Below are 22,652 nucleotides of genomic sequence, written 5' to 3' on the forward strand. Positions count from 1 at the left end.
AATATGAAAAATTCGAATCAGGCGGCAGCAATGCCCGGTCAACCACGAGCCAGTCATTTCGCCGGCAGCCCCGAACTCAAAAAGCAGCCGGGACCGGGAAAATGGCGGAAACCATTCCGACGGATGCTGTTCGCGATATTGCCTTTTATAGTATTGGCGTTGTTGTGGCAAGCGCTTGCTGCCACACAGCCGGCCTATGTCTTTCCACCGTTGCGCGCGATTTTCCATACCTTGATCGGTTTCGCGAATGACGGGTCGCTCTGGACGGCATCGGTCACAACGACCAAATCAGTTGTCGTCGGTTCGGTCGTATCGATTGTGCTGGGCACCGCCATTGGGTTTGCATTGGCGCGGTTTCCGGCAATTACCAGCCCGCTGCTCAACTTTACGCAAACCGTTCCTTACGTGGTCTGGGCGCTTATGTCGTTGATTTGGTTTGGCATGTCCAGGTTTTCGGTTATTTTCACCATTGTCGTCGCCGCGTTTCCCATTGTTTCGTTCAACGTGGCCAGCGGCCTGAAGAATATCGACCCACAGTTGCTGGGCATGGCGAAGTCGGTGCGAGCCAATCGTTACATGACGCTGCGCCATATCGTTTTTCCAAGCCTGACGCCCTATCTGGTGAGTGCCAGCCGCACCATGCTTGGCATGTGCTGGAAGATCAGTGTTCTCGCAGAGCTGTTCGCTGGTGGGGCCGGAGGTGGGGGTGTCGGATACAACCTGTATGTCGGTTGGGAATTCAGCCGTCCGAATGAAGTCTTTGCCTGGACTGTCTGGCTGGTCATCCTGATGCTCATTTCCGATCGCTTGTTTATCGTGCCGCTGGAGATGTTGGCAACGCGTTGGAAGAAATCTTAAGGAGATGAGATGAGTAGCATTCAAGTATCTAATTTGACGAAGGAATTCGAGTCAGCAGGCCGCGCCCTCAAGGTGGTAGACGACGTCAGCTTCCACGTTGACGACGGCGAGTTCATCTGCTTGCTCGGCCCTTCCGGGTCCGGCAAATCGGTCACGCTGAATTGCATAGCAGGTTTGCTCGATGCTACCGCCGGTGAGATCAAGGTCGATGGCGTTTCGGTCCGGGATCGCAAACCTAACTATGGGTACGTTTTTCAGCAATCGAGAATGCTGCCCTGGCGAACAGTGCGGGAAAATCTGCTGTTCGCTTTGCGCGGTGAATCGGGGCGGCAGGTCAAAGACGAAGAGCAGCGCATCCGGGATGTCCTGGCGCTGGTCAATCTGGCGGGGTATGAAAATTTTTACATGCATCAGATCTCCGGCGGAATGCAAAACCGGGTAGGAATTGCACGCGCATACGTGCGTAATCCAGACTTACTGCTCATGGACGAACCGTTCGGCGCACTCGACGAGATGACCGCCCGTCACCTTCGCTCCGAGCTGGTGTCGACCTGGACGCGCGACCGACGAACGGTGGTATTCGTGACCCACGATATTGTCGAAGCCTGTTATCTGGCTGATCGTATCGTTATCTATACACCCAAGCCAACCCGCATTGCGTCGATTATCAAGATCGATCTCCCGCGACCGCGCATATATGGGAGCAGCGAGCTGCACGCCATCGAGTCTGAAGTGCTTGAAGTGTTCGAGCGATCACTGAGCGAGTTTGCGGCCACCAGTCTCGTCGAATGCTAGTGCGGTAGCGCCATTACTTGCACGCCTGGCGCTGGTAAGGAATCGGATTGAAATAACTGAAAAAGAAAGAATCATGTTGACCAAAGAAGAAAATAATTTGCTTTGCAGAATTGAAGGCGATGCGCCCATGGGGCAACTGATGCGGCGCCACTGGACCCCGGTCTGTCTGGTGGAGGAGGTCAGCGAACCTGACGGGGCACCGGTCAAGGCCACGCTGTTCGGTGAGGACCTGGTCGTGTTCCGCGACACCAACGGGCGCGTGGGGGTCATGGACGAATATTGTCCGCATCGGCGCGTTTCGCTGGTATTCGGCCGCAATGAAGAGTGCGGCTTGCGCTGCCTCTACCATGGTTGGAAGATGGATGTCGAGGGAACCATCATCGAGATGGTATCCGAGCCGGCCGCCAGCAACATGGCGTCGAAAATGAAACATCTTGCCTATCGCACGATTGAGTGGGCTGGTCTGGTATGGGCCTACATGGGTCCGCAGGACGACATCCCGCCATTTACCCCGCCGGCCTGGGCGCCGAAAGCGGAAGTCAAGGTGAGCATCGCCAAAGTGCTGATCCCGTGCAACTGGGCACAGATCCTCGAAGGCGCCATCGATTCCGCCCACAGCTCCAGTCTGCATTCGTCGGATTTCGTTCCGGCGCGGGTCGGCGGTGCAGAGGCGAATGAAAAGAACTGGTTGCGTCCGTCGACCGACAAAGCCCCGCGCATGCAGATCGATCGCACCAGCTACGGCTTCCGCTATGCCGCGCTGCGTCGGCCGTTGACGAATGCGGCGTCACACGACTACGTGCGCTCGACGGTGTTCGTTGCCCCTGCAACTGCGCTGATTCCCCCCAACAATCTGTACAACGTCGCCAATATCAACGTCCCCATGGATGACACGCATACCGCGTTTTATTTTATCGCGTGGGGCAATCCGGCGACCACGCCCGACACTGAGACCTGGCGTAAATTCCTTGGCGCGCGTATCGGCGTCGACCTGGACGAAAAATATGTCCCGCTGCGTAATCGGGAGAATCATTTCTGGCAAGACCGCCAGGCGATGAAAGCCGGCAATTTTACCGGCATTACCGGGTTTCCCAACCAGGATATTGCCATGTGGGTCACGATGGGGCCGATCGCTGACCGTAGTGATGATCGGCTGGGCGCCAGTGACCTGGCCATCGTCGAGTTCCGCCGCATCATGCTCGACGCAGTCCGCGCATTCCGGGAAGGCAAGCCGGCTATCGGCACCGCCGACCTTGCGATTCCATCCGGAACCTGCGCATTCCAGGCAATCGTGCCAAAGACTACCGACTGGCGCTCCTTCGGGGCCAGCTATGTCTGGTCCGCCGATGAACACGACAATCTCGAACCGAACTATAAAACTACCGCCTGAGATGGCCCGGAGAACTATATGTCCAAATTAAATTTATCCATCGCGATGGGCAATTATGACCGTACGCGTGCATTGCTGGATGGCGAAGTGCAAATCGATGGCGTCGATCCGGTGTATATGACCTTGTCACCGGAAGAGATGTTTTTTCGGGCCTTTCGCAGCGTCGATTTCGATATCAGTGAGTTGTCATTTTCCAGCTATCTGGTCAAGCATGCAAAAGATGAAAGCCCGTACATTGCGCTGCCGATTTTCCTGTCGCGGGCTTTCCGCCACACGTCGATCTATGTCCGCAAGGACAGGATCAAGCGGCCCGAAGACTTGCGGGGTTGCCGCATCGGAATTCCGGAATATCAGCTCACCGCCATCGTGTGGGCCAGGTCGATTCTGTCCGATGACTATGGAATACAACCTGAAGATGTAACGTGGGTGCGCGGCGGCATCGATGAACCCGGGCGGCCCGAGAAAATCAAGTTGCAGCTTCCGCCCGACGTCAAGATGATTGATGCGCCGGCAGATCGCACGATCTCCGACATGCTCGACCGGGGTGAAATCGACGCCTTTATCGCCCCCCGGCCGCCAAGTGGGGCAGCCGCCAGTAATCCGCAAGTCGGTTGGCTGTTTGACGATCCGACCGCGGTGGCAAAAGATTACTACAGGCGTACCGGCGTGTTCCCGATCATGCACGTGGTGGGCATCCGCAAAGCACTCGCCGAGCAGCATCCATGGTTGCCGGCAGCGGTGTTGAAAGCGTTCGAGAAGGCAAAAGCTTCTGCATTGCACAGCCTTAGCGATACCTCGGCGACCAAAGTCACCTTGCCGTTCGTGGAAGAGCAGTTGAAAGCGGCACGCGACACGATGGGATCGGACTATTGGTCGTATGGCGTCGACGCCAACCGCAAGACGCTTGAAACCTTCCTGCGTACCCATCATGCCCAGGGATTGTCGAAGCGCCTCGTGGACGTCAGTGAACTGTTCCATCCGGGAACCTACGAGTCCTTCAAAATCTGACGGCGGCGAGTTTAACCCAACCCTGGCCGTCGCGCGACGACGCACGGCCGGGTAATGTGATCGGAATCGACATGTTTGACCATAATGAAACACTGGAACAAGCGCGCGCGCGCAATGTGCGCGATGCGCTGGCAGAGGACATCGGCATCGCGGACTGGACTGCGCAACTGGTAGCGCCGGAATGTCAGGCAACTGCGACGGTGGTTGCCAGGGAGGCTACCATTCTTTGCGGCCGCGAATGGTTCGATGCTTGCGTACTGGCGCTTGATCCACAGGCGCAAATCGTCTGGCGCTACCCGGAGGGCGCTCGCGTTGAGGCGTCCTCCGAGCTGTGCAAGCTCACGGGCAATGCCCGTGCGCTGCTGAGCGCGGAGCGCCCGGCGCTGAATTTTCTGCAGTTGTTGTCCGCTGTAGCTTCTTCGGCCGGAGCATTCGCTGACGCGATCCATGGCGTGTCGCCGAATCCGACTGGCTGTATCGTGCTCGATACCCGCAAGACCATTCCCGGCCTGCGCCAGGCGCAAAAATATGCCGTGCGAACGGGTGGCGGCAGCAATCATCGCTTTGGCTTGTGGGATGGCATTTTGATCAAGGAAAATCATATTGCAGCATGCGGGGGAATGCGCCAGGCAGTCGCGCAGGCGCAGGCTCTCAACGCTGGCATCCCGATTCAGATTGAAGTTGAAAACTTGTCTGAACTTTCTGAAGCGCTGGCAGCAGGCGTTGTCAACATATTACTCGACAACTTCGAAATGCGCGATATGGTTGCAGCGGTCGCACTCAACGCGCGCCGCGCTGTCCTCGAGGTGTCAGGCGGAGTCAGTCTTGACACCATCGCACAGATTGCGGCAACCGGCGTTGACCGTATTTCGACCGGCAAGATGACGAAAGACCTTCAGGCCGTCGACCTCTCACTGCGTATTGTCTGCTGAAGCAGCTTGCGCGAACCATGACAGCGTCACCGTGCAGTACCTCTTTGATTTTGGAGCATGAAATGATTGATCAGGAATTCTTCACGCCCACGTTGGCGCTGAAGGTCGCAGGCGTCCACGACGCCGCAGTCGGAATTCGCAGCTTTACCCTCATGCACCCGCAGGGTGAAACGCTGCCGCCATTCACGCCGGGTTCCCATCTCAAGGTGCAGACTCCGTCAGGACTGATCCGGAAATATTCACTGTGTAATGACCCGCGCCACACGAGTATGTACATCATTTCGGTCAAGCGCGACGCTGCGGGAAGCGGAGGCTCCACAAGCATGTGCGACCAGCTGGTGGTCGGAGATACGCTGAAGGTGTCGTTGCCGGAAAATGCTTTTCCCATGCGGCCGGACGCGAAGCGCTATCTGTTTATTGCGGGCGGCATCGGCATCACACCCATCTTGTCGATGATACGCTCGCTGGACGAACTGGCGTCGCCATGGAAACTCTATTATTTCACCCAGTCGCCCGAAACGACCGCTTTTCTCGATGTGTTGACGACACCGGAGTTACGCGCGCAGGTCCATGTTCACCACGATTTCGGGGAGCGGAAAAATTCGTTCGATCTGTGGCCAGTGCTCGAGAAGCCGAACAGTGCGCACATCTATTGTTGCGGGCCACGAGGTCTGATGGACGCTGTGCGCGATATGACCGGGCACTGGTCTCCGTTGAATGTGCATTTCGAGAGTTTCGCAGAAGGTGGCATCCCCCTTCCCGACGACACTGCATTTTTCATCACGCTGGAGCGCTCGCAAAAACGTCTTGAGATCCCTGTCGGTAAAACCATCTTATCGGTGATGCGTGAAGCGGGTGTGAGCGTTCCTTCGTCCTGTGAAAGCGGCACCTGTGGCTCCTGCCGCACGACGTTATTGTCAGGGACGGCAGATCATAGAGACATGGTGCTTATGCCGGAGGAACACGATACACAGATCATGGTATGCGTTTCGCGCGCTTGTTCACACGAACTTGTGATCGATCGCTGATCATGGATAAGCCAATCATTCGCAGTGTAGGTTGCGGCCAATCCTGTCACGGGGAAGCGTCATGACTGCGCCTGTTCTCCGGCTTGGCGTGGTCGGGCTGGGCCGCGCATTTTCACTCATGCTTCCCACCTTCCTCGGCGATCCCCGGATCTTGCTCGCGGGCGCTTGCGACCCCCGTGCCAGCGCCCGGGAACAGTTTGCAAAGGACTTCAATGCAGTCGGCCACGCGACATTGGAAGAGTTGGTCGCAGATCCGAATATTGATGTCGTTTATATCGCCACGCCGCATCAGCTTCATGCGCAACAAACTTGCATCGCAGCCCGTGCGGGGAAGCATATTCTGGTCGAAAAGCCGATGGCGCTCAGCCTGGAAGAATGCGACCGGATGATTGCCGCCTGTGAGGAGCATGGGGTAGTCCTGATCGTCGGTCATTGCCATAGTTTCGATGCACCGTATCTGCTTGCGCGCAGCATCATCGACAGCGGCTCGGTTGGGGCGGTTCGCATGATTTCGGCTATTAATCATACCGATTTCCTGTTTCGGCCCCGGCGTGCCGAGGAACTATCGACCCGAGAAGGCGGGGGGGTCGTGTACAGCCAGGCGGCGCATCAGGTAGATGTCGTGCGCATGCTCGCGGGTAGCCGTGCAGTGCGCGTGCGCTGCGTCCTGGGCAAGTGGGATGCCACGCGTCCGACCGAAGGTGCTTATACGGCATTGCTTTGGTTTGAGGATGGAACATTCGCGTCACTGACCTACAGTGGGTATGCCCACTTCGATTCCGATGAGTGGTGCGAATGGTCAGGCGAACTTGGACTGCCAAAATCTCCTGAACAGTACGGGGGGGGGCGTCGTCGCCTGAAGGCGATCGGCTCGGCCGAAGCGGAAGCGCAAATGAAAAACGAGGCGACCTATGGCGGCCCCGCCTATTTGCCGCCGTCGGTTGCAGTGACGGAAACGGCGAAGCACCAGCACTTCGGCGCCATTATTGTATCGTGCGAACAGGCCGACTTGAGGCCCCTGCCAAGCGGTGTGACCGTCTATGGGAACGAAAAGCGCGAGCATGCGACCTTAGCGCCGCCTTCCGTTCCCCGTTCCGAAGTCATAGACGAGCTGTATGACGCGATCGCTAACGGCACGGCACCTACGCATGATGGACGATGGGCAAAGGCCACGCTTGAAATATGCATTGCAATGCTGGACTCCGGGACGAACGATTGCGAGATCGCCTTGGTGCATCAATCGGTGTCCCCGGGGCACACCCCCGCGGCTCCAAGAGCGGACGCATGAATTATGGTTCTGTCGCGTTAGCCGAGAAAAATTGGACTGCTGGCAGGTTTTTGATCCTCCTTTAAACTAAACGGATTTGTCCTGCCAAAGCATAAAACTGGTCAGCAAACGACATCGTCTTTTGTGCTATGACGACCATCTGTCCTTTACGAATCATGTGCATGAGTTCAATGCCTGTCAGTCCATTACTGGCAGACCGGAGGACTTGAAGTTAAGCATAGGCCTGGTCACGCGCTTGATCGCACGGTGGTCCTATTCGACGATGTTGTTGAGGTATTTGACCTGGCGTACGGTGATCTGGACATCCTGGTAGCGGTTGATCTCGTCGATGGCAGCTTTGTTGGCACCGCTCTTGTCCATCGTGACTTTGTCCGGCGCGCCGTTCTCACCGATAGCCTTGTTGAAGAACCGCCTAGCTGCAGCCGTCAATCGAAGTAAAACTACCAACATCCCAAAATCCATAAGTCATTGAATTTGCAGGATTAGCCCTTCTTTTGTTTGTATTTTTGCTTCGGTGATATGCAAAGTAAAGTTGATACATCCTTGAAATTCGGCCGCGCTCCTCCATCATTCCCGCGAGGTGACGGTAGCTCAACGGGTAAGCCACGTATCAGCGGATGCAGACCAGGATGACATCGATCGGAAAACGCATTCCTTTGAATCTGAGCATGACGGCTAGGCAAGTGTGCGGGCGCCAACGTCTACCTGATCCGGGCCGATGGCTCGGCTAATACGACATATATGGACGCCCTCAGTTTGCCAAGCATTAAATCGATGATGAGCATAAGGGTAAGATTGCAGCCATATATCCGGACTTTCATTGCGGTTTTCGCCTCTGTCCCTGATGGAATATGCTGGCCAAGTCCTAATCAAAACCACGCGCTTGAAGCGCATGTCGCATTACAGGTTTTCTTGACCACGGTCTAACGTAAGCGTCGTTCAAAGGCCGTATTGACAGCCCCGCATTTCAGCGGCTATTGCTTTGGCGCAGATATGATCGCCAGCCTAGATGCCAGATTCCAAGGCAGGAAGTCATCAATTTGATTGACGGGATGATCGGCAATATGCGTCAGGACGTAGCGCAACCATGCTGCCGGATCGACGCCATTGAGTTTAGCCGTCCCAATGAGCGAGTAGATAGCGGCGGCACGTTCGCCGCCATTGTCGGAGCCTGCAAACAGATAATTACGTCGTCCAATGGCGATACCGCGCAATGCGCGTTCGGCGGCCGAATTATCGATCTCGATGCTGCCATCGTCGCAATAGCGGGTTAATGCTGGCCATAAATTGAGGGCGTACAGGATCGCCGCAGTAGTATCGGATTTGCGCGACAGCGTCAACAAACTTGCCCGCAGCCAGCTTTCCAACGCATCAATGAGCGGGCGCGACTGCGCCTGGCGCACTGCCTGTCTTACCTGTGGCGGTTTGCCACGTATGCTTGCTTCGATCTCATACAATGCGCCGATGCGGCGCAAGGCTTCAGTGGTGATTGGCGAGGCCCGTGCTGCATGCAAGTCGAAGAATTTGCGTCGCGCGTGCGCCCAGCACGCAGCCTCCTGTACACGACCGGTTGCATAAATCGCGTTGAATCCGGCATACGCATCGGCCTGCAGAACGCCGGCGAATTTCGCCAGATGGGTCTGAGGATGGATACCTTTGCGGTCCGGCGTGTAAGCGAACCAGACTGCCGGGGCATCGGTTGATCCCGATGGCCGGTCGTCGCGGACATACGTCCACAGTCTGGCTGTTTTGGTCTTGCCATTGCCGGGTGCCAGTACCGGGATCGGGGTGTCGTCGGCATGTAATTTGGTCGTTGCCATCACATGACGGCGTACCGCATCGACCAGCGGTCGCAGCAGGCTGCTGGCAGCACCGACCCAGTCTGCCAATAATCCCCGATCCAGTTCCACACCTTCCCGGGCATAGATGACCGATTGCCGGTAGAGCGGAAGATGATCAGCGAACTTGCTCACCAGAATATGGGCGAGTAATCCGGGCCCCGCCAGACCGCGTGCAATCGGACGGCTGGGTGCCGGCGCCTGGACGATGCAGTCGCAGCAGGTGCAAGCGAGTTTGGGACGCACATGCCGGATGACCCGAAAGCTGGCCGGGACGAATTCAAGTTGCTCGGCAACGTCACTGCCGAGATGACGCAAATCGCCACCGCAATCGGGGCAGGCGGCATGCTCTGGCGTATAGATCTTCTCGTCCCGGGGCAAATGGGGCGGTAGCGGTTTGCGTGGTATCTTCGGACGCACTGGCTTCGTTGCCGGGGCAGCGCTGGCAACGTCACTTTCTTCTGTCTGCAAATCTTCTAACCGTAATTCGAGTTGTTCAATTTGCCGGTCCAGCTTCTCGGATTTGCGGCCGAACTGCAGCCGTTTGAGTTTGGCGATGAAGAGCTTGAGGTGTTCGATTTCGATGCGATGTGAGGACAGTGCGTCCTGTAGCTGCGCCACCGTTTCCCCGTGCAACGCAATGACCGCATCACGATCGGTAATCATCGCTTTTAAAGCGCTGATATCGTCGGGAAGGTGGGGCGGCGTTGACATGCCCGTAGTTTACCGAATGACGTCGATGTTTACAAGCCTGACAGGGGCCGTTGCGTGCGCTCGGGACGTCGCCAATCGATCCCTTCCAGCAACATTGACAGTTGCGCTTGCGACAGACAAACCGCGCCTTCGCTTGCCTGCGGCCAGATGAAGCGGCCGCGTTCCAGCCGTTTGGCCAGCAGACACAGCCCGTCGCCGGTCCACCACAAGATCTTCAAAATATCGCCACGTCGGCCACGAAACACGAAGACGTGACCGCTAAACGGGTCATCGGCCAATGCCGTTTGCACCTTGGCTGCCAACCCATTAAAACCGCAACGCATATCGGTCACGCCTGCTGCGATCCAGATCCGCGTTCCTGCTGGCAAACCGATCATGCCAGCAACCGGGCCAGCACCATGGAAAGCATAGACGGATCCACCACGCCCTCGACTCGAAGTCGCGCCTTACCTATTTCCAGGACCATCACGCCGGTCGGTGTAACGGCCGTGGTGAAGACTGGCTTGGCAGGGGATGGTTGCCGAGGGTCGCCAAGAACTACTGGCAGCAATTTGACGGACTTGCCTGAGGCAATCTCATAGGCTCCTGCACGAAACAATTTACGCCAGGTAAATACCTGGTTCGCATTCACATCGTGGGCCCGCGCCACCCGCGACACCGAGGCCCCAGCCATCAAGGATTGTTCGACCACCATGCGTTTGAAATCAATCGAATGTTGCCGATAACCACTGCGCTTAGAGGGAGTAACCGACTCAATATTTGTGTCCATAATTTGAAGTTGTGGGCACAATCGATTTGTACCCTCCAACGCAATCATGCGGACATTTGAGGATTAGGTATAGACGGTTTTGAGCGCACGCTTACGGTCTAACCTAGTTTGCCATCACTTCATCTTGCCTGCACAACCTGTGGAAGGTTTCCTCTTCTTCCTGCATAAATGGTGTTATTTATTTCAATTATTTCCTGGATTTTTCTTGCCCGATTTGATTATGCGCCAGCCAGATCTGGGCAATAATCAGATCGAAACCTTTGTTCTTCACGTGTCAATAACGCCCATACAACCCTCGCATTTTTATTTACCAGAGCGACCGCAACGACATTTTTATTTCGTCGACTGAGTAACTTATTGAGCCAGGTAGCAGATGTTTTATTGTCGGCAAATCGAATTACCGCTCGTGCTCTATGAATCAATAGCGTGCGTAAATAAGTGTCACCGCGTTTGCCGATGCCTAAAAGCACGGATTTGCCCCCACTGGAATGCTGTCGGGGAACAAGTCCTAACCACGCAGCTAGTTGGCGCCCGCTCACGAAATTCTTAGCATCTCCAATTGAAGCCACTCATGCCGTGGCAGTGATGGGAACTATTCCAGGTATTTCTGCAAGCTTTCTGCTCATTTCTGAAGAACGGTGCCATTGTTGAATTTTCTCATCCATTTCATCGACCTGTTTATCCATGTCTTTCAAGTGATCATACAAACGTTGTAGCAGATCTCCAGAGCTTGCCGGCAAATCTGATTTTTCCATGATTTCCGGGAGGCGCCGGGCGATGTTCGCAATTGCTTGCGGAATAATTAGGCCGAACTCCGACAACAATCCGCGAATTTGGTTTGCTTGAGCTGTTCTCACTTTGATAAAAGACTGACGCACTCGGTGCAATGACAGAGCAGCTTGCTGTTCGTCCGTTTTTATTGGAACGGAGCGCATATTAGGTCGAGAAACGGCCTCCCAAATTGCTTCTGCATCGGCCATATCATTTTTATTTGTCTTGACATAGGCCTTCACAAATTGAGGAGCCATCAGTTTCACAGTATGCCCTATCGCGGTCAGTTTCTTACCCCAGTAATGTGCCCTGCCACACGCTTCCATTCCAATCAAACACGGTTGCAGTTGAGCAAAGAACTCGGCCATTTTTACGCGATCTAGTCTCTTTCGAAGCACGGTATTTCCATGATCATCGACGCCATGAACTTGAAACACATTTTTTGCCAAATCGATTCCAATCGTAGTAATCTTCATTTTGGACGCTCCTTTCGTTCAGGGGGTACCACTCCCATTTTGGCACGTTGATGCCGTTTGAAAGAGGCCGTCCATTCCATTAGAACCTCAATACTGACCGGGCACCGTGGATCAGCGGTGTGCGGAGATAGGTACGGCTTTCGGCATGGTGTTCCTCGTCACGTCGAGGAAATCACCCAGCGATGAGAAGAACGCAGCTTCGTCGTCCCAAGGAATCATGTGACCTGCGGTTGGCACCCAAGTTGTGGCAAGCCCGGGCGTCAACCGTTGAATTTCGTCCAGTTCATCGGGGCGGATGACGTCGCCGCGTCCGGCTGCGATTAGCAACGTGGGTACGGAAATGAAAGGCAAATCGGCGTGCATATCGTCTTGGTGAAAATCATTGTAAGCATCTACCACAGCTCTTTCATTACAAGTGTGCAGCCACTCAGCACGAAGACGCAGGTGCGCATCAGACCAGGTCGGCATAAAGCGACGCATGGCCTCATACCCGTCCCCACGGGCCATTTGTCGAATCGCATCTAGATAAAAGTCGATCTTTGCCGGATATGGACGTCGATTGGGGCCGCTCACTGGCGGATCCACGAGCACCATTCGCTCAAGGCCGCTGGAGGGATATTTCACTGCTGTCTTGATGGCGATTCGCGCACCAAACGAATGGCCCATCAACGCGTAGTGTTGCAGCCCGATTGCTACGACAAATTCGGAAACGTCTTTTGCGCAGGCCTCAATTCGATAATCTAGCGCGTCACTTGCCTCAGAAAGGCCGCGACCACGGACATCGATGACGTAAACGTCATATTTCTCGCCAAGCCGCTCGGCAACGAATCCCCATGTTATGGCCGGACTGGTAACTCCAGGTAGCAAGACCAACGGTGTTCCGCGGCCGCCGAATCTGAGGAAGTGCTGCCGAATGCCATTGGCGTGAACGTTCTCCCCATATAAAAATGTACTTGCCATAGTTTGTAACTCCGAGTTTTTGATGAACGAAAGATTTTACTAATCAAACGCGTGTTGCAGTTTTATGACACATTGTTCGGCAGTTTCTTTCAGACGCGCAAGCCGTTGACGATATAAATTTGTTGCCGTGATAGGGACAGAGAACAAAGTCACTTCGATGCTGCGTTGTCCCGTCAACAGGACATATCTGCGTCATGTTCAACGACTTCGTCGATACCGGGGCTCTCGCAAAATATTCGCGCACTACGCCGTCAGAGCTCATGAGCATAGAAATCAACGCAGGAAGAAAAAATGCCGATATTCCTGTCACAGGTACGGCGAGGGCCGCAATCTTGGGCCCAAACGTGCCACTACCCATAATTACACCCACAATCGTCGGCACCCACATGGCAAACAAACCGATTTTGTTGTACGACGGCAGATAGCCGCGCCTGAATTCGCTCCAGCGTGGAATGCCAATACGCCGCCTGACCAGCCAGAACTCGCCCAGCATGACGTTGGCCCAATTGACTAAGAAGACACTCAGCATCGTCATGATGACGCCGAATTTTTGTAGCCACGGCGATACGATCAACAGGTAGCAGATGAGCAGGAAGGGGACAATATAAACTACACGGCTCCAACTCACTTTCAGTACCACGGAAGTGAAATTCTCGAGCGCGTTGGTCCCAAAGTAAACATTGATGACGTTAATCCGAAGCTGCGTCAGGATGATGAGGGCAAGACCCAATCCGCCAAGGAGTTTTGTGATTGATACGCCGGGATCAGGGACTTTACCGCCGGTTGCAGCGAATAAATATACACCGAGAATGGGCGTGAGAATGTTGCAGGCGGTCATTCCAATTCCGGCGAACAGAAATGCAGCTTTTTTACGTTCTACCCTGCGCGCAAAACGTGCTTGTTCGGTGCAGATGAGAATCATGATTGCGCCAAGCACGCCAGACGTAGCGCCGAACGCTCCAAGGATATTGACCCAATTCAGTGCGGCGTTGCTTGGGTTGACGAGCCACCAGGCAGGACCCGCACGTAGAGCGGAAATACTTGGGTTAGCATCCGACCAGATGTAATAAAGGACGAGACCGATACCGATCAAATACAACCAGATCGTGACACCTTGAAATAATGAAATAAACTTCATACCGAAAATCGAGAGGGGTATGAAGAGGATGCAGACGACGGCAGCACTCAGCGAAGTGGACCAACCGGTCACTTCTGTCAAACTACTCGCCATGACATGGCCTTCGAGAGCAAAGTAAAGGGCTCCGAGAAAGCCATAGGCAATAAACTGGTAAGCCGATCCGATGAATCCAAAGGTCTGCTTGCTCATTAAAACTTCGAGCGCGCCTTCGTCGGACGCTTTACGAGCGAAATAAAAGACGCCAATCCACGTGTAGACCAGTGTCATTGCAAAAGCAATCAGGGTTGCTGGCCCCCCGTAGAACATGGTCAGCAATCCGGCGGTTAGCGGGAAAGCCATTGCGGTGAGAATTCCGGAAAAACTCCACAGTGCACCCCAGGCAGACCACCGCCAAGTCGCAGGAACCCGCCGCAGCGAATAATCCTCCGTCTCCTCTTCATGACCAGCGACGCGCTCTAAGATACTGCGCGTATCCAGAACATCATCCTCGCCAAGTTTTCGAATGTCATGAATCAGATTCATCTCAGCGTCCCAAATAGTCGTGTTTGATCGTTACAGTAGGAAAAACTGCAAGCGACTGCTTATTGTTGTTTTTTTATAAAAAAAGAAACCACTGCTGCTGGGCTTGCCAATAAGCAACGCACAGAAAAAACGATTTAACATGATCGAATAGCGATGCTTCAACGCAACTACCCGTTTTTTTCCCGTTGGCGGTCGGCCGCTCGGTCCTGTTCAACGCATTCACCAACTATGCAGCTCAGACCCCGGGCACCACATCCGCTCGGATCTTACAAGTTTCTATTCGCCCCGTTTGAAAGAACCTGCTTTGCGTTCCGGGGCGAACGAACATCACATAATGTCTTCGATCTCTGCTGACATGTTAAGCGCCGGCGGATAGCCGCCTAATTGCTTAGAAAGTGTCGCCGTATCACTGTAAAACATCGTCGTCTTTATCTGTTCTCCATTCGTTTCCACGAACATTCCCTCAAAGACGTCGCAGCGCGCGCCAGTGATATCGCGGCCTGCCCAAATGCCAGTTGCGTCGCCTGTTGTGCGCAACGCAGCGAAGGCCTTGTTGCCCTCCGAAATCATCCCTGTAATCTCAAAATGAATGTCAATCGACGCAAAAATCATGTTGAACAGCTTTCGCACATCTTCTTTACTGTTCAGAGGAATGGGCGATGCGACGTCGATCATGACGCTGTCCTCGCTCAGGTAGCTCATCATTTTGTCCACGTCATGCGCGTTGTGTGCCTCAACAAAAGCGGTAACTAGTTCTTTCGGCGTCATGCTAATTCCTTTCTGATGGAAAAAAAATGGATAAAGCGGCAGTCCAGAAACTTCAGGCCACTTTATTGGGTGATTCAACGGATGAGCGTGGCATTAACCGGATTTTCGGTTTGTTCTTCCAACCGGGCGTCTCGTGTTCGGGCTTCCAAATATCTCCGTGCATGCCGTCGGGGACAATTGGACTCTTGTGCAATTCGACCGAGAGCGATGCTTCTGAAAACGCTAGCATTAGGACAAAAAGAAGTCGCGTTTCCGGACCAACTTTTTCTGCTCCCCCGCATTCGCTCTCGGTCGCACGAAAATAATCGAAAACTGCTTCTGCCTTCGGCAGAACCGCGTCATAGAACTCGCGAATCTCTTCGAGACTGAGAGACTCGCGCTTCTGACGGCGCTGAGTTTCACTCGGCAGCGCCCAATTAAGGAACTGCTCAAACTCGAGAAACTGGGTAGGTAATGTTTTTGCCGCTGTCATAGAAACTCCTTGAAATTCAATAAATCAGGAACGAACGGTCTCGTTCAAGACCCTTTCGGCATGCCGGATCAGAATCTCTTGGTCCTGCAGATACATTTTTGTGAACACACCAGAGTTTATTGAGCGTTGGGCACCGAGCGTTGTATTTCCGTCCTCGCGCCACAAATCGCGAAGACTATATTTCATATATTCCGCGCCCCATTCGTCGACAAGACCTTGCGATGGAATCGGCGGCGAGAAGAACCTTGCGTTCCAACTCGACTTGTCCACTGCCTTGCCCGGCATCATTTTGTGACCGACGTAGGCTTGATGGCCGAGGAAGATGATGTGAAAGTTGGGGAAAATGTAGAGAATATCGAAGAACCAGTCTGAAGCTCTCGTCGGGTTGACGCCCTTCGCCCACTCCGAAACATCGACAAACGCGGTGGCGTCACTTGCAAGCGTTTGGCCGACGCGGCTGGCCAGTGAGGCGACTGGAGCAGATTTGGAAAGATCTCCGCTGATCTTGGCCCGATTGCCGAAAAAGCTTCCAAAACCGTGCTTCCCCAAAAGCTTAAAATCGTATGCATGACGATTCGGGGATTCTTCCGACTCCATGAAACCGGGCGCGGAGCGTTTGTGCAAGTACTTCAGGTGATAGCCGTCGATTTGTGAATCTCGAAGAACTGGCCAACTGCAATCAAGCTCTGCTCGATAAGATACTTGCACAGTCGTTGTTTCAAACGGGTAGTCCCCAAACAAGTTATCAAGCTCGGGGCCCAAATGTTTAAGTAGCGTCTCTTTCGGATTCGGATCTAGATTCAGGAAGATGAAACCGGCCCAGGTATCGACTGAAACCGCAACAAGGTCCTTCTCCATATTCTCGATGTCAAAGAACATCTCGCGTTCAGTGATAACCACGTTCTTGCCGTTCAGCGCGTACGCCCAGCCGTGGTAAATACAGGTCAATTTGCCTTTGACAGAACCATAGCTGTCGAACAGCAGTTGCGTGCCTCGATGCAAACAGGTGTTATGAAACCCCCGGATTACACCATCGAGCCCACGGATGATGATAATAGAGGTACCGGTAATCTCCGTCTCTTCGAGGAAATAATCACCCGGATTTGGGATTTCGTCGATTCGTTTTCCGGTACAGAGCCAGGTTTTCTTGAAAACCTTTTCTTTTATCTGTTCGAAGTATTCAGGCGAACTGTAGGACTCAACCGAAACGGGTCCGGTACCAAGATCTGGGTGGTCCAAGGTCCAGCGCGTGCTCTGTAGGTCGCTGAGTTTCATAGTGCTCTCCACGTTCAAAACAAAAAACGAATTAACGAATCCGGAAGTCAGCGTAGCTCAGACATTACCTGCCAGCCTGTCTTGGAATTCTCTGAATGAAAGTACTTCTGCATATTTTTGCTGCATGTCGAATAGATTCGCCTCATGCGGTGCGGTCGCGCGATCGCCAACGCATTCCATGAGCACGTATGGCCGAAAACCGCAGCACATAGCGTCGTGAACGCTTGCCCTGACGCATCCGCTTGTCGAGCAACCCGCGATCAACAGTGAGTCGACATTATGTTGGGTCAGCCACGAGCGCAAATTAGTTTCAAAAAAAGCTGAAGGCGAGGTCTTGCGGATAACAAGTTCTCCCGGAGCAGGCTGCAACTCTGGGACGAACGCGCTTTCAACAGAATCTTCCGTCAGCTTGAGGATCGAAGTGGCTTTAATAGAAAAAATATTGGCATTTGCGCCATCATCTGCAAAGACGATTCGGGCATGAGCAATGGGCCATTTCATGGCTCGCGCCATCTCTAATACAGGCACAGTCGCGGCAATAGCTTCGTTGATATTCCCGCCACCAAAGATTGCCGGATCTGCAAATCCGTTAATAAAGTCGATAATTAAAAGGCCTGGGCGCGAGGGTTTCCCCAGCGAACAGCCGAATCCCTGACGTCTGTAAAGATCCATTGTGGAGTCGCTCATAGAGTCCTTTAACGAGGTTCAAGTTGAGTTAAGTGGGAAACGAAGTTATCCCACTCGGCCGAGCGCATATTCTGAAGAGCGATAGTGCGCCGTGCCAGCCAATCAGGCGAAGGGAAGGCAGTCGTGTGACACGTACTATCGTTACTCATATCTGATTCCTGCAATGCTGTCGCTATTTCAAGAGTACAAACCGTTCAGCCCACCGAGTTTAGCCTTTGGCCCAAAAAAACCAAGCCAATTGTTGGCGAATATTTCGTTACTAGTTCAGCGTTTTCGACGCCCCATCACCCGTCAGACAACCTTTCTGAACGACGTCAACTCCGTCCAGTGTGACAGTGCAATTTCTCATCGGAATATCGATATGGCACGCACTGTTATTGCTGCCACCAACTTCGTTGTTCGGACCAAGCGAGAACAGAAAATTGCCCGCAAACGAACGCGCGTCCATCCCTAAGGTCGATTCCCGGTTATAGAGGCCTAGCACTGACCAACGAGCGCGCTTTTGCAGACCCCATCCAACATGCGAGATGGCGTAAGCATCTGGATCGTTAAAGTACTCCATGTAGTCCTTTAGCAGGTCTGCATCGAGGCCGCCTTCGATACTGGTCACGTAACCCTCGCGCACGGTAAGCTTGATTGGCGTGTTGATATAGGTCTTGCGCGGGGTCCAGATATCACCGCTATCAAGCACAATCGTTCCTTGGGCAGTTCTATCGGTCGGCCAAGTCGCGACAAATCCGCTTGGCCAATGATCCCATCTGCCTGGTTCATCGACAAACCCGTACTCCTTCAATAGCGGATAAGAACCGAGGGGAAAAATAATGTCGGTGCCCGCGGCAGACTTCACGCGCATAGTCTTTGCGGCAGCCAGTTTGTCAGCCGCGATCAGTACAGCCTCGCGGTCTTCGAGCGTAGGAATAAGACGAACTAGGATCTCTGGAGGCTCTACCGCAAGAAGAATCTTGGTCCCGCCTCTAAGAATTTCTTCTTGTTCCGGGGAAAATAAGAGAAGCATGAGATCCAACACCAGATCACATGCCTTCAATGCTGCAAGCGCAGAATGGTTGCCGCTAAGAGAAGTAGTTCCTACATAGGAGCTACTGTCTCGGCTCAACGATTTACCGCCATTTACGGCCGGAAGATCTATACGCGTGACAATTGCGCCCAGTCCTTGGCTTGCAGATATAGCCGTTGCAAGCGTTTGAAGGTTCGTGCTGGGATCAGTTAGAATTGCAACACTTTGCCCCTCCTGTAATTTCGAAAGTTTGAGGACCTTTGTCCAAGCATTGACCATCTCAGTATCGCTAACTGCCATATTTATCAGCTCCACGTATCTGAAATGCGCTGCATTTCAGTGTTATCGAATCATCTCGTGCGCCACCGCTGAAACTTGTACACAAGCTCCGGACATGTATCAGCACGAACCGAATGTTTTTATCTCAAGTAGAAGTCAATTGAATTAATTAATTAGTCGACCAACCAATTTATACACTTGAAGGAATTGGTTGTCAAAAGTTTTTTCTACCTTTACTTGTCGACTATGACGCCCTAGCCGATATAAACTTCGTCGGGAGGCGTGACATGCGGTGCAGAACGGGTATCGCTCTACGGAGAAAAAGAGAGAACTTCTCTCGAAGAAGGGGCGCGAACATCTATTTATATTAGCAAATCGCCGGGGCGAGTCTTGACCAATTAAAGGTAGGCACCAAGTCGTAAAAAGTTGGATTGTAGTGATGACGGGCGTAAAGTTGAAGAGTGGTACGAACAAATATTTTCTTCCACCTTAACTTAAAAACTGAACGTTTCCCTCAAAAACTAATCGGACTAAAGTTGTCTGTCCAGCCCGACTGATGATCTGTCCAACAATCTTCTTATTTTGACAATCCCAAATTCCTTCCACTGCTCCAGACGCATTGATCCTGCAAGAGAATTTACTCCGAGGGTCTTCACAAAAACACAGCATTTTTCACAAGAAGTCTTACTCATGAAACCGGTTTGTGGCAAAATTCGGGAAATCCGCAATTAACGAGGCGCAAATATAGCACGCGCAAAAGCTGGCATTTCCAAGATCCGCCGACGCAGATTAAAAGCGCTACCGGTATTCCTTTCCGAAGCGTGCAGCCACAATGATCGGGTCACCATGCACTACGGCGCCCTATAAATGGCCCCTCGCCATACACCTTTTAATTTCAAATAAGATTCAAGGAATAGGAAAAAATGGAACACGACGATAACGAATTTTTGGTGCCTCCTCGTGTAACGCGGCGACCTGGGCGACCTGGAACCGAGTCTCTGGCCAAAGAAGAGACCCGCGACACAATTCTTGATTCTGCCGAACAATTGTTTTCCCAATTAGGTTACACGACAACCTCGTTCCGCGATATCGCAGTCGATGCGAACGTGAACCCTGGGCTCATTAGCTATTACTTCGGATCTAAGCGAGCTCTGTATGAGGCCGTCTACAAACGTCGTGGTAAGAACCTGACCGATCGCTGGAGTGAGATGCTCGACGCTTTGGAAGAGCGCAGCGATCAGCCGCCGACGGTTGCAGAAATCCTTCGGGTTTACTTGTCAGCGCAGTTTGAAATGAAGCAAAAGGGGCCCGGCGGCGTGGCCTTCTTTCGTCTCCAGACGCGTCTGCATAGCGAGCCGCAAAAGGAGGCATTCATGTTGCGTCGTGATGTTTACGACAGTGTGGGCCGACGGTTCGTCTCCTTACTGGAGCGGGCGCTGCCCGGCGTAGAGACGGCCGACATTAGCTGGCGGTTTATATTCATCATCGGTGTCGGCCTTTATATGACATCAGATGTAGATCGTCTAAATGATCTCTCCAGTGGACGATTTGATTCAAATCACCTTGATGAAGCGCTGGAGCGAATGATGACCTTTTGTACCGTGGGGATGATGGCACCATCAACGGAATTGAAAGTCAGAAAAGCCCCAAGGAAACAGAAGACAGCCAAGGCGGCGGCGCTGCCGAATCTCGGTTCGCGCGCGCGCGTTAAATAGTCAGCACTACTGACCGGTGGGAAGCAAGGTTGCTCAATCAGCAAATCACGTTCTAGTCCCAACGCCTACGCAAACAGCACGTTCAGCCCGACTGACCCAACTGACACCACTAACCGCTATTCGCATCAAACATCTCGGAGAGCCTGGCCTGCTTTACTGGGGCTTGGGCATGAGAAAAATTCCGATACACGCTCCGGCGGCGGGGCATAGTTGCGCACCCGCCTCTCTCATTGAACTTGGGTGAATCGATAGAGACCTAAGTGCGACGCGTGCCTCGGGCGCTATCGAGGGCGTCGGCAAAAGCAGCACCGATTGTAGGCAATGCTTCCTACGTATGGATCCATTCTTCGAAACCGACAACCGATCCGTCCGAACTTACTCAAGCCTGATCCTACTCAATCCAAATTTCAAAGAGCGTTTGAGAGTAAGCGATTCTTTGAGCACGTCTAGTAAAGACTACCCAGATTCGGGATGATGGTGTCCAACTTTTGGGGTGCAGTTCACAATAAGGGGACACCTATGGAATAGAATCACTCAGGATCGTCGTACGCTCTGATCATTAAGCGCTTGCGGGATGGTCGTTGTCAATATGATCGTTGCGCCAAACGCGAATTAGTCGAAGCTGGTTCACAGCTTAGTGTATCGGTGGCCAAACTGGCCTATCAACAGGCCCTCAATGCCAATTTGTTGCGCAAGTGGATTCGCCAGTATCAACGCGAAGGCAATGTGGCATCGGTGACGCGTTTACCGGCGCTCACTTCTGCTTTTATTCCGGTCGTGGCGGTGCAGGCTGCAGCGCCGATGACGGTTTCAATGCTGCGTGCCAGATTGCCCAATGGGATTGAGATTGATGCCCACTGTGCCACCCGCGACGACATATTGTCGCTGCTTCAGATGCTTTGCCAGTTGCCATGTTCCGCCTCGACTCGGGACTGAAGGTGTATTTGCACCGGGATGCGGTCGATGGTAGCAAGAGCATTAACGGTCTTGCCGCCATCGTCGAGCAGGCATTGAGGTTGAATCCGTTTGCACCGGCCCTGTATGTCTTCTGTAACCGACGGCGCGACCGCATCAAATTGTTACTGCGAGATCGCACCGGATTCTGGTGAATGTTCAAGCGACTTGAGGCTGACCGCTTCGCCTAGCCGCGTGAAGCGGCGGTCCTCGAACTGAGTGTCGAACCATTACACTAGCTGCTCGATGGCATTGACCTCAAAGCCCATGCACAAACATCCGCTACGTAGCTATGCGCGGGCGAGTTGAGGCAAACCGTGTACTTTTATGGCGTTGTTGTCGGTAAACCACAGGAAATGGCATGCTGTTGAAATGACGTAAACCTATCCGGTACGATATTTCGGTATGTTGTCAGTCATGGCACCTACACAGCACCCCTACTCCCTTACCGCTGATGCATTGCAGACGCTCATCGCAGAGCGCGATGCGGCGTTGACCGAACGCGATGCAGTGCGGGGCGAACGGGATGTCGTGCGGGGCGAATTGCGCGTCATGCAAGTCGAGCGCGATCTGCTCAAGGAACAACTCAAAGCCTTTCCGCGCCGATTATTCGGTACCAGGAGCGAAGCACGCAGCACTGTTCAACGCGACTTGTTTCTCAATGAGGCGGAGGCGCTGGCCGCACATGCTGCGCTGCCATCGCAACAGAGCGACGTAGACATTATCGTTCCAGGTCATCAGCGCAAGAAACCGGGCCGCAAGCCGCTGGACCCGGCGTTGCCACGCGAAGTCATCCGTACCACGCGGCCAGAATCGGTACGTATCCGTGATCGGACGCAAGAACTGGTTATTCGTTGATACCATCGGTGGCGCTAACGCTAGCGCCAATCTGTATTCGTTGATTGAAACGTGCAAGGCAGACGCTTATCAGTATCTGACCCAGCTGTTCACGGCACTGCCTTACGCCAATACTGCCGGTGACTAGGAGGCGCTACTGCCA

General features: G+C 53.4%; 21 protein-coding genes and 3 pseudogenes. 12 read left to right on the forward strand and 12 right to left on the reverse strand.

The annotated features are described in order from the left end of the window. Positions 1–3: 3 nt before the first annotated feature. The 7 genes from C7W93_RS07505 to C7W93_RS07535 all read left to right on the forward strand — a co-directional run bounded on the left by C7W93_RS07505 (position 4) and on the right by C7W93_RS07535 (position 7,299). Positions 4–858 (forward strand): ABC transporter permease, encoded by an 855-nt coding sequence (locus C7W93_RS07505; protein WP_225869771.1) that lies wholly within the window; start codon positions 4–6, stop codon positions 856–858. Between the two features lie 9 nt (positions 859–867). Continuing rightward, positions 868–1,653, forward strand: coding sequence for an ABC transporter ATP-binding protein (locus C7W93_RS07510; protein WP_108439460.1), 786 nt, complete (start codon positions 868–870; stop codon positions 1,651–1,653). 73 nt (positions 1,654–1,726) lie between these two features. Continuing rightward, positions 1,727–3,043 carry a Rieske 2Fe-2S domain-containing protein gene (locus C7W93_RS07515; RefSeq protein ID WP_108439461.1) on the forward strand — a complete coding sequence of 439 codons (1,317 nt, stop codon included), beginning with the start codon at positions 1,727–1,729 and terminating at the stop codon, positions 3,041–3,043. Positions 3,044–3,061: 18 nt separating this feature from the next. Further along, positions 3,062–4,051 carry a 4,5-dihydroxyphthalate decarboxylase gene (locus tag C7W93_RS07520; RefSeq protein ID WP_108439462.1) on the forward strand — a complete coding sequence of 330 codons (990 nt, stop codon included), beginning with the start codon at positions 3,062–3,064 and terminating at the stop codon, positions 4,049–4,051. A 71-nt stretch (positions 4,052–4,122) separates the two neighbouring features. Beyond that, complete coding sequence (gene nadC / locus C7W93_RS07525) at positions 4,123–4,983, forward strand: carboxylating nicotinate-nucleotide diphosphorylase (protein ID WP_108439463.1); 861 nt, start codon at positions 4,123–4,125, stop codon at positions 4,981–4,983. Between the two features lie 62 nt (positions 4,984–5,045). Further along, positions 5,046–6,011: a PDR/VanB family oxidoreductase gene (locus C7W93_RS07530; RefSeq protein ID WP_108439464.1), complete on the forward strand. Its 966-nt coding sequence runs from the start codon at positions 5,046–5,048 to the stop codon at positions 6,009–6,011. Between the two features lie 61 nt (positions 6,012–6,072). Next, positions 6,073–7,299: a Gfo/Idh/MocA family protein gene (locus C7W93_RS07535; protein WP_108439465.1), complete on the forward strand. Its 1,227-nt coding sequence runs from the start codon at positions 6,073–6,075 to the stop codon at positions 7,297–7,299. A 61-nt stretch (positions 7,300–7,360) separates the two neighbouring features. Here the strand turns inward: C7W93_RS07535 and C7W93_RS25465 are convergent. The 12 genes and pseudogenes from C7W93_RS25465 to C7W93_RS07600 all read right to left on the reverse strand — a co-directional run bounded on the left by C7W93_RS25465 (position 7,361) and on the right by C7W93_RS07600 (position 19,004). After that, positions 7,361–7,969 (reverse strand): annotated as a pseudogene (locus C7W93_RS25465) (transposase). Between the two features lie 304 nt (positions 7,970–8,273). Next, entirely contained in the window at positions 8,274–9,851 is a 1,578-nt protein-coding gene (locus C7W93_RS07550) for an IS66 family transposase (RefSeq protein WP_108438190.1), read from the reverse strand. 29 nt (positions 9,852–9,880) lie between these two features. Beyond that, entirely contained in the window at positions 9,881–10,228 is a 348-nt protein-coding gene (tnpB, locus tag C7W93_RS07555) for an IS66 family insertion sequence element accessory protein TnpB (RefSeq protein WP_108438191.1), read from the reverse strand. Continuing rightward, positions 10,225–10,620 (reverse strand): transposase, encoded by a 396-nt coding sequence (locus C7W93_RS07560; RefSeq protein ID WP_161539841.1) that lies wholly within the window; start codon positions 10,618–10,620, stop codon positions 10,225–10,227. Before C7W93_RS07560 ends, tnpB (C7W93_RS07555) begins: the two co-directional genes overlap by 4 nt. Positions 10,621–10,838: 218 nt before the next feature. Beyond that, positions 10,839–11,867 (reverse strand): annotated as a pseudogene (locus C7W93_RS07565) (IS110 family transposase). 111 nt (positions 11,868–11,978) lie between these two features. Then, positions 11,979–12,827 (reverse strand): alpha/beta fold hydrolase, encoded by an 849-nt coding sequence (locus C7W93_RS07570; protein WP_108439466.1) that lies wholly within the window; start codon positions 12,825–12,827, stop codon positions 11,979–11,981. Between the two features lie 43 nt (positions 12,828–12,870). Further along, a complete protein-coding gene (locus tag C7W93_RS07575; RefSeq protein ID WP_108439467.1) occupies positions 12,871–14,487 on the reverse strand; it encodes a cytosine permease in 1,617 nt (538 codons plus the stop codon). Positions 14,488–14,814: 327 nt separating this feature from the next. Continuing rightward, positions 14,815–15,255: a nuclear transport factor 2 family protein gene (locus C7W93_RS07580; RefSeq protein WP_108439468.1), complete on the reverse strand. Its 441-nt coding sequence runs from the start codon at positions 15,253–15,255 to the stop codon at positions 14,815–14,817. A 52-nt stretch (positions 15,256–15,307) separates the two neighbouring features. Then, positions 15,308–15,727 (reverse strand): hypothetical protein, encoded by a 420-nt coding sequence (locus C7W93_RS07585; RefSeq protein ID WP_108439469.1) that lies wholly within the window; start codon positions 15,725–15,727, stop codon positions 15,308–15,310. A 24-nt stretch (positions 15,728–15,751) separates the two neighbouring features. After that, positions 15,752–17,002, reverse strand: a complete 1,251-nt coding sequence (locus C7W93_RS07590; protein ID WP_108439470.1) for an SRPBCC family protein — start codon at positions 17,000–17,002, stop codon at positions 15,752–15,754. Positions 17,003–17,059: 57 nt separating this feature from the next. Continuing rightward, entirely contained in the window at positions 17,060–17,689 is a 630-nt protein-coding gene (locus tag C7W93_RS07595; RefSeq protein WP_108439471.1) for an isochorismatase family protein, read from the reverse strand. Between the two features lie 259 nt (positions 17,690–17,948). After that, positions 17,949–19,004: a 2,5-dihydroxypyridine 5,6-dioxygenase gene (locus tag C7W93_RS07600; protein WP_108439472.1), complete on the reverse strand. Its 1,056-nt coding sequence runs from the start codon at positions 19,002–19,004 to the stop codon at positions 17,949–17,951. 902 nt (positions 19,005–19,906) lie between these two features. Between C7W93_RS07600 and C7W93_RS07605 the strand changes: the two genes are divergently transcribed. The 5 genes and pseudogenes from C7W93_RS07605 to C7W93_RS25000 all read left to right on the forward strand — a co-directional run. Beyond that, a complete protein-coding gene (locus C7W93_RS07605; RefSeq protein ID WP_108439473.1) occupies positions 19,907–20,698 on the forward strand; it encodes a TetR/AcrR family transcriptional regulator in 792 nt (263 codons plus the stop codon). Between the two features lie 567 nt (positions 20,699–21,265). Next, the gene (locus C7W93_RS07610) at positions 21,266–21,634 is read left to right on the forward strand and encodes a transposase (RefSeq protein ID WP_161539897.1); all 369 of its coding nucleotides are present in this window, start codon (positions 21,266–21,268) and stop codon (positions 21,632–21,634) included. Then, positions 21,610–21,807, forward strand: coding sequence for an IS66 family insertion sequence element accessory protein TnpB (tnpB, locus tag C7W93_RS07615; protein ID WP_108439475.1), 198 nt, complete (start codon positions 21,610–21,612; stop codon positions 21,805–21,807). Before C7W93_RS07610 ends, tnpB (C7W93_RS07615) begins: the two co-directional genes overlap by 25 nt. 397 nt (positions 21,808–22,204) lie before the next feature. Then, the gene (locus tag C7W93_RS07620; protein WP_370446446.1) at positions 22,205–22,510 is read left to right on the forward strand and encodes a transposase; all 306 of its coding nucleotides are present in this window, start codon (positions 22,205–22,207) and stop codon (positions 22,508–22,510) included. Continuing rightward, a pseudogene (locus tag C7W93_RS25000) lies at positions 22,479–22,637 on the forward strand (IS66 family transposase); the annotation flags it as partial. The gene C7W93_RS07620 and the pseudogene C7W93_RS25000, both read left to right, overlap by 32 nt. Between the last annotated feature and the right edge of the window lie 15 nt (positions 22,638–22,652).

The organism is Glaciimonas sp. PCH181, from assembly GCF_003056055.1.
GTDB lineage: Bacteria > Pseudomonadota > Gammaproteobacteria > Burkholderiales > Burkholderiaceae_D > Glaciimonas.